This is a genomic window from Roseateles toxinivorans (assembly GCF_004362525.1).
Lineage (GTDB): Bacteria > Pseudomonadota > Gammaproteobacteria > Burkholderiales > Burkholderiaceae_C > Paucibacter > Paucibacter toxinivorans.
This window is the reverse complement of sequence record NZ_SNXS01000002.1, coordinates 924,658-939,272: the sequence shown is the minus strand read 5'-3', so window position 1 is coordinate 939,272 and position 14,615 is coordinate 924,658. Positions and strand designations below refer to the sequence as shown.

15 protein-coding genes and 1 pseudogene are annotated in these 14,615 nt (G+C 59.4%); 11 read left to right on the top strand and 5 right to left on the bottom strand.

Annotated elements, in window-relative coordinates; translation table 11 throughout:
• Positions 1-337: 337 nt before the first annotated feature.
• The 11 genes and pseudogenes from DES47_RS10045 to DES47_RS09990 all read left to right on the top strand — a co-directional run bounded on the left by DES47_RS10045 (position 338) and on the right by DES47_RS09990 (position 8,448).
• Positions 338-661 carry a hypothetical protein gene (locus DES47_RS10045; RefSeq protein ID WP_133700519.1) on the top strand — a complete coding sequence of 108 codons (324 nt, stop codon included), beginning with the start codon at positions 338-340 and terminating at the stop codon, positions 659-661.
• 5 nt (positions 662-666) lie between these two features.
• Positions 667-1,173 carry a hypothetical protein gene (locus DES47_RS10040; protein ID WP_133700518.1) on the top strand — a complete coding sequence of 169 codons (507 nt, stop codon included), beginning with the start codon at positions 667-669 and terminating at the stop codon, positions 1,171-1,173.
• 37 nt (positions 1,174-1,210) lie between these two features.
• Positions 1,211-1,906, top strand: a complete 696-nt coding sequence (locus tag DES47_RS10035) for a hypothetical protein (RefSeq protein WP_133700517.1) — start codon at positions 1,211-1,213, stop codon at positions 1,904-1,906.
• Positions 1,903-2,271: a DUF1353 domain-containing protein gene (locus tag DES47_RS29715; protein ID WP_208114949.1), complete on the top strand. Its 369-nt coding sequence runs from the start codon at positions 1,903-1,905 to the stop codon at positions 2,269-2,271. The genes DES47_RS10035 and DES47_RS29715 overlap by 4 nt, the downstream gene beginning before the upstream one ends.
• A gap of 586 nt (positions 2,272-2,857) precedes the next feature.
• Positions 2,858-3,022 (top strand): hypothetical protein, encoded by a 165-nt coding sequence (locus DES47_RS10020; RefSeq protein ID WP_208114948.1) that lies wholly within the window; start codon positions 2,858-2,860, stop codon positions 3,020-3,022.
• Positions 3,023-3,034: 12 nt separating this feature from the next.
• A complete protein-coding gene (locus DES47_RS10015; protein WP_133700513.1) occupies positions 3,035-4,837 on the top strand; it encodes a hypothetical protein in 1,803 nt (600 codons plus the stop codon).
• A complete protein-coding gene (locus DES47_RS10010) occupies positions 4,834-5,763 on the top strand; it encodes a hypothetical protein (protein ID WP_133700512.1) in 930 nt (309 codons plus the stop codon). The genes DES47_RS10015 and DES47_RS10010 overlap by 4 nt, the downstream gene beginning before the upstream one ends.
• Before the next feature lie 20 nt (positions 5,764-5,783).
• Positions 5,784-6,509: a DUF6339 family protein gene (locus DES47_RS10005; protein ID WP_133700511.1), complete on the top strand. Its 726-nt coding sequence runs from the start codon at positions 5,784-5,786 to the stop codon at positions 6,507-6,509.
• Between the two features lie 90 nt (positions 6,510-6,599).
• Positions 6,600-7,814: a DNA cytosine methyltransferase gene (locus DES47_RS10000; RefSeq protein WP_166651943.1), complete on the top strand. Its 1,215-nt coding sequence runs from the start codon at positions 6,600-6,602 to the stop codon at positions 7,812-7,814.
• 84 nt (positions 7,815-7,898) lie between these two features.
• Positions 7,899-8,057 (top strand): annotated as a pseudogene (locus tag DES47_RS09995) (transposase domain-containing protein); the annotation flags it as partial.
• Positions 8,058-8,163: 106 nt separating this feature from the next.
• Complete coding sequence (locus DES47_RS09990) at positions 8,164-8,448, top strand: hypothetical protein (protein ID WP_133700509.1); 285 nt, start codon at positions 8,164-8,166, stop codon at positions 8,446-8,448.
• A gap of 93 nt (positions 8,449-8,541) precedes the next feature.
• Here the strand turns inward: DES47_RS09990 and DES47_RS09985 are convergent, their stop codons facing one another.
• From DES47_RS09985 to ssb, 5 genes are all read right to left on the bottom strand, one after another.
• Entirely contained in the window at positions 8,542-8,937 is a 396-nt protein-coding gene (locus DES47_RS09985; RefSeq protein ID WP_133700508.1) for a hypothetical protein, read from the bottom strand.
• Positions 8,938-8,939: 2 nt separating this feature from the next.
• On the bottom strand, positions 8,940-10,913 hold the full coding sequence (locus tag DES47_RS09980) for a hypothetical protein (RefSeq protein WP_133700507.1): 1,974 nt from the start codon (positions 10,911-10,913) through the stop codon (positions 8,940-8,942).
• Positions 10,903-12,522 carry a site-specific integrase gene (locus tag DES47_RS09975; RefSeq protein WP_133700506.1) on the bottom strand — a complete coding sequence of 540 codons (1,620 nt, stop codon included), beginning with the start codon at positions 12,520-12,522 and terminating at the stop codon, positions 10,903-10,905. The genes DES47_RS09980 and DES47_RS09975 overlap by 11 nt, the downstream gene beginning before the upstream one ends.
• Before the next feature lie 12 nt (positions 12,523-12,534).
• Entirely contained in the window at positions 12,535-13,662 is a 1,128-nt protein-coding gene (locus DES47_RS09970; RefSeq protein ID WP_166651942.1) for a tyrosine-type recombinase/integrase, read from the bottom strand.
• Positions 13,663-13,947: 285 nt separating this feature from the next.
• Positions 13,948-14,490, bottom strand: coding sequence for a single-stranded DNA-binding protein (gene ssb / locus DES47_RS09965; RefSeq protein WP_133700504.1), 543 nt, complete (start codon positions 14,488-14,490; stop codon positions 13,948-13,950).
• Between the last annotated feature and the right edge of the window lie 125 nt (positions 14,491-14,615).

Below are 14,615 nucleotides of genomic sequence, written 5' to 3'. Positions count from 1 at the left end.
GCAGGTCCACAGCGGGAGCGGGTATTCGGCGGATGGCGGCGAATTCACGAAGCCGGCCAGGAGCGGCCGGTCGCCAACGGCTGCTTTTCAGCGAGTCACCTGCTGCCTTGAACGGGACAACTGGTCGCCCTGGCTGATGCTGGCCGCAAGCCACTGCGACGTCTGGAGTTCTGCTTTGCCTCGGGCCGCATAGACGTCGGGCATCAGGACACTGCGCAATTCATAGGATCACATTGCTGTTCTGGTGGAGTTGGGAAGTTGGTGGCTGCGACGGCCAGGATGTGGGGGCGTATGCGTCGGGGTTTCGAGTCGCAGTGGCGGCGTAGCATTACAAACCATGACGACCTTCAATGACGGCAAGCCGTACCACGGCTCTGAGGCGGTCCAAGACGGGAAGCTCACCGGAGCCACCGATGGGACTGACTACTTCTATTTCTTCTGCCCCATGTGTCCGGATAAGCGGCTGCTGCGGCTGCTGGACTATGAGGTTCGAGCCAAGGAAGAGAAGCACCCGTACGCCGACCACGTGGACGTTGTCGCGCCAAAGGGCTTTACGCTCGCGTTCAAGCTGCTATGCGACAAATGCCTGTTCACGGACTTTGTCAAAGTCTCGAACATGGGTTGGCAAGGCGGGACGCACAAACAAGCACTGGCAAGGTAGTAGTCATGGCTGGCGATCCTTTCACCGTTGATGCTGCTGAGCATCAGAAGCTCATGGACGAATGGGCGCTCGCCATTGGGCGCTTCATGGTTGCCTTCACGAGCTGCGAGTACTGGACGTACCTGTTCGTTGAGACATTCGGGTCGAAGCGACTGCGAGATGCGACGGGCGACCTGATGCTTGGTGCGAGGGCACCTCTTGCCAAGTCGCTGGTGCTCGACATCGGGTTGATTGACGATGTGCACAAGCGCGTCGAAGACGCGTTCAGCAGACTGAAAGGGCTGGCGGGAACAAGGAACCTCGTGGCGCACAACGGGCCGCTCCTGCACGCTTACCGGGATCAGGATGGCAAGCTGCTCTTGCTGATCGAGCTTCGCAGCGCCCGTGACGAGGAGAAGTCCATCACCATCAAGCGCTTAGACGAACTGACTGCTGAAGCGCGGAAGCTCGACGAGGACCTTGCGCTGCTGTACGGTGAGGTCCGGCAACCAAAGAGTCACGCCAAGAAATAGCACCCTCGGCATGAGGTGCGGTGAAATGTGAGGATCTATGGACGAAGCTAGCAAGCAGCTACCTACTCTCTCGCGATCCGACATCTTGGAGCTTGAGCGAGAGAGGCTCAAGTTGGATCGGTATAAGGTTCAGCTCGACTACAGAAAGTTTGTGCTGGGCAGCGTATTCGTTGCACTCGCCATAGCGGCCATACCTCCTCTCTTTCAGCTAGCCACGGCTGTGCTTGAGCACACGAAGGCGAACGCCGAACGGCAAGCGAAGCAGCAGGAGTTTCGAGACCAATACATCAAGGAGTTCATCAGCAACGCACTGAACCAGGACATTGAATTGCGGATTCGCTTCGCGCAGTACTTCGCGCGCGTGTCGACTGAGCCCTCTCGCAAAGATTGGCTCACCTACCTGGACGACCTTCGATCGAAGCGAACGGAAATCCGAACCGGCATCGACAAGATGGAGGCTGACCTGTCCTCGATGTCTTCGGCTCCGGAGCGAGACGAGGTACAGATCGCTCGACTGGTCCGGAACTTGGACTGGGCATACGCTGAAGTTGGATACGTCGCCAAGAACCGCAGCGCGGCAGGAAATCCACGAACTGTTGACCCCCCGATCGGCAGTGGGCTGTCCGGTGTCTTGAGAATGGGGCGATTCGCCGATCCGACATACTTTCTTCAAGAGAAGTTCGTGTGGAGTCCTAATGGAGCAGCGAGTTGTCAACGAAGCAGGAACCTGTGACCGTACCGGCTGGCTTCGTTTTCACATTGGACAGCATCCCGAGAGCCTTTTGGTCTCTCATCAGGCCCGACGGCACCTTCGCACAGGCCGCTGTTCTGCATGACTACCTGTACTGGAGCCAAACTCGATCTCGGAGTGAGGCCGATGAGATTTTCAAGCAAGCCATGGCCGACCTTGGTGTCGACACGCGAACGGCAGCGATGCTCTACGCCGCAACTCGCACTGGAGGCCAGGCAGCGTGGGACGAGAACGCGAAGCGGAAGGCGAGCGGCGAGAAGCGCATCCTCAAGACGTTTCCGACTGACCCGAAGGTCACATGGGACGAATGGAGAAAGAGACCAGAGGTCTTTGCTGTTGCTCAGTAGCCGTTGATCGGGCATCTCGCCGACTCACCCGGGTGTCGCAGGATCCCTCCGGTCCTGTGCCGCTGCGCCAGTGGGTGCTGTCACTGCCGATCCCGCTGCGCTTGCTGCTGGCCGCGCAACCCATGCTGGTGGCGTCAGTGCTGCCGCTCGTGCCCCGCGTGATCACGCGCCACCTGCCGGGCAGGTAGGGCTCATCCAGCAGAACCTTTGAGGGGGAGTGGTCCCTTGTGTCTGGCCGCGTTCCGCAATAGACGCAAATGCCCGTCAGGCGATCGTCTACGAAGAGCTTGCCGGGGTCGCGCATCGATCCTCCATTGCAAATTGCGGCTGGCCAGCAGCCACGCCCTAGGGAGAACGCGGCCCATCCCAGACCGCCTCCCGCCAGATAGTAACCATCTGCAACACGCTGCTCGTCAGCTGGGCAGAAAATAAGCTTGTCTACTGCCCCACAACAATGCGCAAAACGTGGCGATTTTGTGTGCTACATTTTGCACCAGTAGTGAACGGAGATCGAAAGGTCGCTATGCGAGACAAGCGAAGTCGGTTTATTGAGCTGGGTGAAGCAAGGGTCACAAAGGCGACCCAGATGCTGCGGCTCATCGGCAATCTGGCGAACTCGAACAACTACGAGTATTCGGCTGAGGATGCCCAAAAGATCTTCACGGCGCTGGACGCCGAAATGAAGCTGTTGAAAGCCAAGTTCCAGACCGCCCTGAGCAAGCGGCCGAAGGACGAATTCAAGCTCGGTTAAGGGAGAGACAAGATGGCATGGTTGTTTCACGCCAGCGACCCCATGGGGGGCGCCGCAGGCGAAGCGTTCGCGAACACGCTGAAATCCCCGGGCATGCTGCCCGAGCACGTTCTGGCGCGCGAAGCGATCCAGAACTCCGTCGACGCCGGCAACGGCGCGAAGGTCGAAGTGCGATTCCGCGCGAGCGTTGTGAAGGGGGCCAAAAAGACGACCTTCGTCCAAGCCGCCGACCTCGGCCGCATCGCCGAGCGCTCAAAGGAGCTGATGCTCGCCGGCCCGAACTGCCTGGCGACGCTCGACAAGCCGCAGAAGGAGCTCTGCCTTCTCTACGTTGAGGACTACAACGCCGTTGGCCTCTCCGGCAACCCGCACGACAAAGACTCGAACTTCTACCGCTTACTGCTCTCGCTGGGAGATCGCTCCAAATCGCGGACTGCGCTGGGCAGCACCGGCGGCTCCTACGGGTTCGGCAAGTCGGTCTATTCGTCGAGCTCTGCGATCCAGACCATCTTCGCCTACACGCGGTTCAAGGACGGCAACACCGAGCGCACGCGAATCTTCGGCTGCGGCTACTTCGTCAGCCACGACTTTAAGAAGAACCCATATAGCGGACGCGCCTGGCTCGGCATGCCCGAGAAGAAGGACGACAAGGGCCGGGTCGTCGTCGACCCGATCGAGGGCGCGAAGGCCGATGAGCTTGCGGCCAAGCTCGGCTTCACGCTGCGCAAGGCTGGCGAGCTCGGCACCTCGATCCTGATCGTCGATGCCGCCGTAGACATCAAGGCCATTGAGCGCGGCATCGAAGACTGGTGGTGGCCCCGCCTGATCGAGAACAAGCTCGACGTGGTCATCCAAGACAGCAGCGGCACCGACCACTATCCGAAGCCCAAGAAGAATCCGGCGATCAAGCCCTTCATCGAAGCCTATGACGTGGCGGTGGGCCGCGCGGTGGCGAAGAGCGGCGTCCATAAGCTCGCCCCCTTCAACAAGGAAGGCGGCTTGGAGATGGGGCGCTGCGGCTTCGTCGTCGCGCCGCTCGATCCGAGCGGTAATGCGACCGTTCCGCCAGAGCGCGTCAACTCCGTCGCGCTGATCCGCGGCCCGCTCATGGTGGTGGCCTATCACCCGGTTTCGCAGGCGAATCCCGCGATCGTCGGCGCCTACGTGGCGCCCGACGAGGACGTTGTGGAGCAGCTCCTGCGCAAGAGCGAGCCGCCCGCACACGATCGCTGGGATCCAGACTCGACGAATCTGCGCGACGCGGATCAGAAGGGTCATGGCATCGTCCAATCGATCCTCAACCGGATCAAGCAACACCTCCGCAAGTTCCAGACCGAGGCGGCTCCGGCCACTCCGGTCAAGCAGCGTCGCATGACTCAGCTCGAGCGCGCACTGGGAACGTATTTCAAGCCGAGCGGCAGCCCTGGAAATCCGCCTCCGCCAGACACGGGACCGTCTCCGCTCCACCTGGAATTCTCCAAGGCGCCCTACGCGGAAGCAGCCGAAGGCGGAATGCTGCGCTTGAGGAGCGTCTTCACTGTGCGCCTCGATGACACATCGGAGGAAGACTCCGTGCCACTGCGGCTGCAGATGAACTGCCCCGTGCTCGAAGACAACAACGAGGAAGGCGACAACCTGCCGCTGTCGATCGTCGTCGAAGGCGTGGAAGCGGTGAACGACGAGGCCAACCCATGGACCTATCGCTTCACGCTGCCCAAGAACGGAAAGGCGAAATTCAAGGTCGAGTCGGCTCCTTATGACCCGGCGTGGACAGTCCGCCTGCGCCCTGACATCGACCGCATGGAGGCGCAATGAGCAACATCACCTGGCGCAAGTCCGCCACCAAAGACGTTCGTCCATTCTTCGGCGCGGCGACGCTGGAAAGTAGTGTCGATCTGGCCGAGATCCGCCTCTACGAGGACGGCGCATTCATGCCCGACACCGCTCATGCGGTGGAGCCGACGGACAGCCAGCCGCTCGACATCGTGGTTCGGCCCAATCTCGCGCTGCCCGCCGAGATGCCGATGGCCAAAGGCGATCTGGTCCTGGCCGTGACGGCGGTCCAGCCGTTCATGAAGAAAACCATCGTCGTCGAAACCCACAAGGTGTCGGGCAAGATCCCCGACGAGATCGCGGTCGGCAGCAACATCATCGACAAGCTCGGCGGCGGCTCCAATGTGATCATTGAAGTGGCTCTTTGCCTTGGCAAGCAGCTTACGAAGAAGCCCGGCAGCCCGTTCTTACTCGGCCATTGGCTCTCGAAGAAGAGCTTCGCCATCAAGACTCCCAAGCTGGCCGAGGCCTTCCCGATCCAGCCGATGACGGACGAAGAATGGAAGCTGATCGGCTACCCCGCCAAGACGCTTTACTCCGTCCAATACATCGGCGGCTTCAACGACCCTGTGGCCAAGGACAGCCACCTTGCCACGGTGCGCATCCATGCGGACGTGCACAAGAAGCTGACGCTTGAATCCGCGCAACGCCTGGCCAAGCCCATGATGGCTTCGCTGGCCGCCGAGATCACGGGCCACATCATCGCGGCCAGCGTGTCCGAATGGGAGAACGCAGACGAGGCCGCCGCCAGCAGCCCGCTGTCCGCTTTCTTGAAGCGGATTGAGCGGATAGATCCCGCGTTCACGTTCGAAAAATTCAAGGAATACGCCAAAGAGCCGGGCATGCCGCGGCTCAAGGCTCTGCTCCATGCCGACCAACAGTCGGTCCGCTCCATCGCTGAGGGCTGAGGAACATGCGATATCCAACCATGATGGCGGGCGACGCCAGCACCTACCTGCAAGCCAAGCGCGCGGGGAACCAAGTGGACGTTGAATCCCTCGCCCGATTCTCGGGCTCTGGCGACGAATTCGACAGCTCGTTCTTGCAGCCGCTGCGGACCGCACTCACGAAATTGATGGCGAGCTTCCCCGAGGGCATCAAGTCAAAGTCGGACCCGAAGGCCAATGGATTTGAGGGCAAGGCGTCCCGCGTCATCCATGAGAGTCTCACGGTCGGCAGCGAAGTCCTGGCCGATCCCGAGTTCTGGATCTGGTTGGCCGTGACGCACTTTCCGGATGTCATCGAATGGCGCTACCGCTACGGCAAGGAAGATTGCGCTGCACAGCTTGGAAACTACGGCGTCGGCTCCCGCACGGAGAACCTGCTCTACCGCCTCTGGCTGCGGGCAGAACTTGTGCTCGACGAAGAGGCAGCCGATCGCTATCATCTTGCGGACTCGGGACAGATTGACTTCTATCGAAGCCACCTCTTCCGACAGGGTTACGCGAACGCCCGCAACTTCGCCCGGGCGCTGTTGCAGTTCCAATACCCAAAGAAGTCGAATCCGACGGAGCCGAAGCTCAAGCTCTTGGAGATCCGTGATCTCGTCAAGCGGCTGCGCCGGATGCGATCCAACCTATTCCTAGAAATCCTCCCCGAGGAGGAATGCCGTGCCGTTATCGAAGCGGAGGCGGCAGTCGTTGTGGCCAATTGAATGAGCGATATATCGTTAGAGTCCTACTCCCTGTCGGAGGGGCGGGTGTTGCGGACCGTTTCGGTCGGAGAAAGATCGTGGACATCGGCGGTGGACAACCGAGCTGACGAGGGCCTGCAGCCCGCCGGAGCCTGGTGGCAGAGCTTCCTGCGCGGCGGCACGGTCTACGTCGACTCGGCCGTCGGCAAGCCCAAGAAGATCCGCAGCGTTGACGCCTTCTGCGGCAGCGGCGGCCTGACCCTGGGCGCGACGCAGGCGGCGATCGCCACCGGCCATGTCCTTGAGTCGGTGGCGGCGATCGACGTGGACGACGACGGGCTAGCCATTCACAAGGCCAACTTCGAGACTAAGCACATCCTGCACTCCAACGCTTCGAGCCTGGTCGATTGGCACGTCAGCGGCGAAGGCGAGAAGTCGCGCTTCGCCTATGAGCCCGAAATCCTCGACCCCAACCTCGCGTCCGAGATCGGAAACATCGACCTATTCCTGGCGGGGCCGCCCTGCCAAGGCCACTCGAACCTCAACAACAAGACCCGGCGCGAAGACCCTCGCAACCTGCTCTACGTCACAGCCGTGGCGTTGGGGGTGGGCCTGCGGGCGAAGTCCATCGTCATCGAGAACGTCCCCGAGGTCGTCAATGACAAAAGCGACGTGGTCAACATCGCCAAGGCGCTGTTGAAGGCGGCCGGCTATACGTGGATCGACAGCGGCGTCTTGGCCGCCGACCACATGGGCGGAGCGCAGACCCGCAAGCGCTATTTCCTGGTCGCCTCGCGCGTCTCCGAACCGGTGGCCGAGCTGTCAATCAAGGATGTGGCGAAGGGCTTGAAGCACGCCGCCCGCCCGCTGAGCTGGGCGATTGGCGACCTGCTAAGCGACCCGTCGCAGGAGCCGAAGACAGGCATCATGGACACGACGCCGATGCTCTCGGCCGACAACCTGACCCGAATCCATCACCTCTTCGACAACGATCTCTACGATCTACCCAACGAGGTGCGACCGGATTGCCACAAGGACGGACACACCTATCCGTCGGTATACGGCCGGCTGTGGTGGGACAAGCCTTCCCAGACGATCACCACAGGTTTCTTGACGCCCGGCCGCGGTCGTTATGTCCATCCGCTGCGGCCTCGAGTGATCACGCCACACGAGGCGGCTCGCATCCAGTCGTTTCCAGACACCTTCTCATTTGTCGTCGACGCGGCCAACCCTCCCAGCCGTACCGGCATTCAGAAGTGGATCGGGGATGCCGTCCCCCCATTGCTAGGTTATGCCGCGACGTTACCGCTGATGGTGCGGATGTAGTCCAGGCATGGATGCGCTCTCGCCAGAGCGCCGTTTCGCGCTGATGGCGCACGTTCGGCATTCGGACTGCGGGCTGCGGGCTGCGGGCTGCGGGCTGCAGCCATCATGAGTCTGCTGCACACGGCCCACCTCAACGGGCATGAGCCCTATGCATACCTCAAGGACCAGCTGGAGCGCCTGATTGCGCAGCCGGCCTCTGCACCGGCCGAATTGCTGCCGTATCGGTGGAAGTCGACGGCTTGACCTTCGGCGCTATCCGCGTCAAGGTAGCCCAGCCGGGCGGATACCCTGGGAATGCTGGCCGCCTACGTCAAGACAATTCGGCCCGAAACGAACGCAGGAAAGAAGTGTGGCCCTTAAAGACCTTACCCAAGAGCAAAGGAACCTTGCTGACTTCATCTCCGGTATCTCGGAACGGAGCTATCGAGCGGGCTGGATGCAAGGCATTGAACGCGAAGTCTGGAGCGCAATGCACAGGCCCGGGTTCGGTGGCGCACCACTGAGTTTGACAGCCGAGGAAGTTCAGCAGCTCAATGCCATGAGTGCCGAGTGCGGCGGCTGGATCGTCTTTGATGACGTCCACGAGGAGTCTTTCGTGCCAATCAAAGAGTGGAAGGACAGCCAGACTTCCTGAGTTCGCATGTGCCCGGCCGGATTCAAGATGATCTTGCCGAACGCATACAACTGATCCGCGTTGTTGCCGTCACGCCGTCTGATTACGAGGGCATCACTTCCGTGCAGCCGGAGGCAACGGCTTGTCGAGGTCTTCAATGCTCGTTCGCTTTCCGCGTGCGTGATATGCAATCCGGACCCAGCGCTCTAGCCACCCCGACTCCAACGTTTTGTACCGCTCAAGTTCACTCTCAAGATGAGCGATGCGATCGGTGAAGTAGTCGTCGCTTCTCGCTGGCCTGGGGCGCACTCCACTCTTGAGAGCCTTTTTGGCTTCTAGGTAAAGCGCGTGAATGTCGGCGTGGGTAGTTAGCGTCTGCCGCGAAAAACCCGTGGCCTTGGCGAGGAGCTCCCACGTCAGCCGCCGTCCGCGCTGTTGATCACGCCAAGCTTCGAGTTCCTTCTTTGCATACTCAACGTCGGCGACTGTCATCTTGGGAACTTTTGCCATCGCTAATTTCCAACGGGGGCGGAATCCGCAATGCACCGATCCACCTGAGCAAGTTTCTCTAAGTTGTGCTGCAGCCAGACGTCGGCGCCGTAGGTGTCCTCACCAAGCTCCAGCTTTGCCGCCTCAATGGCGGCCTCAAGGATGCCCTTCTCAAACTCAAGTTCCTTGGTCTGAATCTGGTCATCAGTCTGCCAGTGAAAGTCACCGCACCCGCTCTTGCACGCCATGTGGTTCGGACAGGGGCTCTGCGAGAACTGGTGAAAGCAAGCACCGCCAGGCACAACATGCACGGCCTGCACTCGCGCAGCGAGAATTGCGTCCTGCCTTCCAACGGGCAGGCTCCTAATTTTCTCTGCCAACGGGCCCTTCATGGTGCCCTTTTTTAGAGCCTCTCGTGCTTCACGAACACGCTCTTGAGGAGACTTGTGTTGATACGCCCGATTGTCTTTCGGGTTGCGGCGTCCGAAGTACACGGCTTGCTCGACATCTGACAAGCCGCCACGGTCGTAGCAGTCATTCAACCAGTGGCGGAACGCATGGCTTGAAACCTTCAGCGTCGAACCATTCGGCCCTTCAATGCCATAGCGTGCAAAGACCGCCGACATACCGGCACGACCGCAGATGAAGTCCGAGATCTGTTGTTCAGAAATTGGCAGCACGGCGTAGCTGAGGGTGAGCTTCTTGGCATGGAACGCATGCTTGAACGCACAGGCGAGAGCGTCCTTCAAGAGGAGCTCTTCACCAGTTCCCTCAACCACGCTGACAGGCTCTGAATAGGTCTCTGAGCGAAGCACTGCCACAAGGTCCGACTTAGCAACTCTCGCCCGCTTGACCTTCAGACCGCGCCCTTCGCCGGTCACGAATTGACGAGTCCCAGACGGCGAGCCAATACCGAGCACACGTTGAATATCGGCGAGCGCGACCGTCTCCCCGTCATTGCTGGGAAACTCCAGATTGATGGAGCCAGGATGGTCGTACAGCCATGCAGCTACGCCGCGAGGCCCCGCAGTGAGACCAAGGATCTCGTCGATCATCTGCTCCACGAGAATGCCGCCTGCGGTCATAAGCCACTTCTTCTGAGGCGGGGCACCCTTTTCCGGGTAATAGATTAGGTACTTTCGACCCGTGTCATCTTCGGTCTGTAGTCGCAGCGCTGGCAGAGTCAGCAATTCACCAATTCGGAAGCCCAAAATCGGGAGTAGGGCAACAAGGCAGATTCGGACACGGTCCGCCCATGCTTCGCTGGGGATTGTCTTGTAGAGGTGGGCGACGGCTTCGATCACACCATCCTTCGGCAACTTCGGGTGCGGTCTATCGCTGTCTTTCGACTCAGCCAGAGTGCCTTCATGGTCGGCTGGTTTGGAATTCCAAGAACAACGCCAGTCCAACTGCGCCATCGTCAGCCGATTGCTGTCTAGCACCCGCGCAATTTCCTCCAGTTTTTGAATTCGCTTGTACCGTGAGATCGGCTTTTCCCTCGCGGCGACCACGCGAGCCGCGATGTCCAGATGCTCTCGGGTGAGGAGCTTCAGATCGAATTGATCGTTTTTCAGCGCGTCATAGAGATACCGAAAAGCAATGACCATCTCGCTTTGATTGTTCGGGCTTTGCCCACCAATCTCCGCCCGAAGCCGAATGAACGCTTTAACCGTTTCCGCAAACTGAGACTCATTGCTGAACTCGACCCCCACCTTGCTGCCAACATCCTGATCCGTCTTGTGCGCGGTGAAATTGAGATAGCTATCTCGTTGCTTGTGTGAACGCGCCTGCTTCGAACCCGTGACATTCCACTCTGCCGAGTCGAAGTCGATCCCTTCGTACATGGCGCACTGCCTGCCTTGTTTGATGAAGGCTTCGGTATTGAGGTAGCAGTTGTCATGCACTGCGCTGAGGTACCGAACTTTCGTTGCGCTGTTGCGTCTCGTGCGCTCATCCGCCTTGGGCCGACGCCTGGCGTCGTCGTACTTAGGCCGCATGCTTGGACTCCAAGTCATTGATCGTCACGATCACCTCAGCACATGCGTAGATGACCTCGTCGAGCTGTACGGCAATCCGGCTTTGCTCCAAGGGATCAGAACGCAAGCGCTCTCGCCGCTTGATCAAGAAGTCGAACACTGCCTCATGTTCCTCAGCTGAGTCCTCGAACGGACGGAATCGACTGCAGGGATAGCAGCTATAGGGAGGGAAAAGGTTGCAAAACTCCTCCTTGCCGCATTCACCAAGGTCGCGAACATGGTGGTCCTGCGCTATGAGCTCCGGGATAATGCGAATTCGCTTGTGGGTGGGGCCAGCGACCTTGGTCTCCACAGCATTTCTGACAAGTTCACCCTCGAATAGTCGAAGCTTCGGTGCGATCTCCTTGGCGACTGCAGCATCTAGTCTTTCGACAACAGTGGATCGGGCATCGAAATACACCCGCACGTGCTGGAGGTCCGAGTGATCGAGAGCCTCTGCCAAGTCGCGAGCGCTGATGCCCTCACGAACGCGATTCGTGGCAAAGGTGTATCGCAGGCGTCTTGTAGTGACAAACAACGGTTCATTGGTTCTGGGCGAAATCAATCCGTAGCGTTTGACCGCGGCTTGAATAAGCTGGGTAAATTCCGTCGAGCGTCGATGCCAAGCCCATTGGTGCATGGCTGTCCCGATCTGATGGGTTCGCGGCTCGAATCGAGGGAACAGTGGCAAGAGTTGCTCACCCGGAGGGGTCTCTCCCGAGAGATCAATGATGCGACATGCGGCCTGCATCTGATCGCGAATCACTTTGACCAAGGCGGGGGCGACGTACTCTTCCTTGAACTGCGCGCGTGGCAGTGCTCGCTTCTTGATACGTGGGATATCCAGAACCCAGACTTCATCATCGTCGTCTACAAGGTGAAAGTCATGCTGACGGAGCAGACAGAAGTTCGCTGGATTGCGTCCGTAGACCAGTGCCAGCCACACCGCAGATCGCTCGAAAATGTGCTGCAACTCCATTGATTCGTCGCGCTGCAACGCCTTGCGAAGAAGGATGAGCTCGGCGTCATTCAGCGGGCCTTCGGTTGGATCTGATCGCCGAACTGCGACGCCCTTTTCGTTGCCCGATATTTGGACTCGCTCCCACTTATAAGCATCCTCGGGATCAAAGCCACAATCCGGAACGAAGTCCGTGCACCACGAATACCAAGCTCTGAGTCGATGAAAGTTGTAGTCGACGTTGTCTCGCCTCATCAATGCGAGCGCTTCAGACATGACTCGACCCAGCAGGCCTTGATGTGACGACAAGCTATCCGCAGTTGTCAGTTCGGCCCAACTGCCCGTTTTACTCATCCAGCCCACATTGAGAACGATGATGTTGTACGCTTCTCTAGGCGAGACGCGCCTAGCGCAGTAGATCAAATGGCGCTTCAGTCCATAGAGCAGGTGTTCATTTTTGATGCAATGACGGTCGAAATTGAACGAAACGTCGTCTGCTGGAACATTGAATCGCCAGACCCCTTGGGAGACATCCATCGGCAATCCGTGGGAATCCACGATCTGAGCAGGAAGCGGCTCGCGCTCTGCAATGCTTGCCGAATGAGCCGAGTCAATCAAGTTATCAGATTGCATGGAAATTCATAGTTAGAACGGTACATCTTCCACGAGTTCGAAGACCCGCCGCTGAACACCCATGCTGATCTTCCGAGCCGCCTCGCGAGCACTTCTCTTGGTGTAGATCCCTGTGTTATCCCCGAGCCATCCATTTATGTACTTGGCGTGCTGAATCGTCTCCTTCTCCGGGACGCCGTTCTGCTTGCAATGCTCAATCAATCGATCGTTATGCGTATGTCGAAGCCGGTGCGGATGGAAGTCGGGAATCAGCGGCCTTACCGCCGCGAAGACGTCATTGAACGCTCGCGTTGACAGCGGCAGTCCTGATGCCGACAGGAAGAGATATGGGGACTTCTTGTGCCCAGGGATTAGGGGCCGATACTCTTGAATGTAGTCATCAAGCAATCGGGCCAGACTCATATCCAGCGGAAGCATGCGCTCCTCTGTCTTTGCGTTCGGCTCCCATACTCGCGGGTCCCTAGGGTCATCAGGTCGCCGTCGAATCCAAAGAGTTGGCTCGGCGCCATGAGTCTTTACATCTCCGGTGTGAATCTTCAAAACATCGCCACGGCGAGGGCCGAACGCCAGCATGAGTCGAATGGCGAGCTCATTGCGTGCGCGAAGCGCCACCATTTCCGCTGAGGCTCCTCTGCCCCAGGGGTTCTCGGAGCTTGATGGGCTGGCGATCTCCAGCAGACGCACGACCTCAGCTTTGGTCAGTCCAAGCTTCTCTGAAGAGCCAGAGCCAACCGGCATCAACCGATCAAAGTTGCTCTTGATGCTGTGCCGGGCCGCCTCAACCGCGAGGCACTCCTGCGCCTGGGTACGAACAGACAGACCTCGCTGCGCCGAAAGCAATACCCAATCGATGTAGTCCCGTACGACTGTCAGGCGCTCGCGAATCTCTTCCGGGTCTACAGCAAGCTTTTTCACCTTTCGCGCGGACATGTCCTTGCCAAGCCATGGCCTCAGCCCCGTCTCAATCAATGAAGGCGTAAGGGCGTCAATGAGTGCGAGTGGCTCATCGAGAGTCAACTCCTCGTTCTCAATCCACCACTGCAAAAGCGCCAAATGCCGGAGATAGCGTTCTATCGTGGAACTGGCTAGCGAAGGTCTCAAAGTACCCAACGCCCAGTTCATAGCACTGCCAACGGGCACGCGAGTACTCCGTCTCAAGATCATTGGCATCCGCTCGCCGGCGTTGCCGGCACCACGCATGATGATGCGCGTGACTACGAATGGACAACTGCTTCCCAAAGCGTCTCTCCAACGGCAGCAAGGAAGCCTAAAGTTTACAACAATTTAACCGCTTAAACGGATAGGAAGCTGCTAAAAAAGAGCGGAGAATCTTTACAGATTCTCCGCAGCTACTTCAGTCATATTTTCATAGAGAGAAGCTCAGGAATTCACCTTGGAATCCTGACACTTCTCAAACACCGCTCGCTAAAAGGGAATGTCGTCATCCATATCGTCGAAACCGGTCGAGGACTTCGGTGCCGGGCGGGGCGCCGGGGCCGGCGCGCGCGCTGCGGGCGCGGCGCGGCGGGCCGGCGCCTCGCCCTCGCCGGCATCGCCGCCGCGGTTGCCGTAGCCACCACCGCCGCCGTAGCTGCCGCCACCACCGCCGCCTTCATCGCCGCCACCGCCGCCGTCACGGCCGCCCAGCATCTGCATCTGTTCGGCAACGATTTCGGTCGTGTATTGGTCCTTGCCGTCCTTGTCCTGCCACTTGCGGGTCTTCAGGCGGCCTTCGATATAGACCGGGCGGCCCTTCTTCAGGTACTCGCCGGCGATCTCGGCCAGGCGGTCGAACAGCGCCACGCGGTGCCATTCGGTTTCTTCCTGGCGCTCACCGGACTCGCGGTTCTTGCTGCCGCGCGAGGTGGCGATGGCCAGATTGCACACGGCCGAACCGCTGGGCATATAGCGAACCTCGGGGTCGCGCCCGAGGTTGCCGATGAGGATGACTTTGTTGACCGAGGCCATGGTGCGCTCCGAAGCTGTATAGGGAAAATTGTTGCTGTCCGGCAGGCGATTCCGATGCCCGATCCCGCCGCCAAAGGGGTACATCCGGACCGGATTGCCAAGCATTGTTCGCGGTTCCAAGGCTG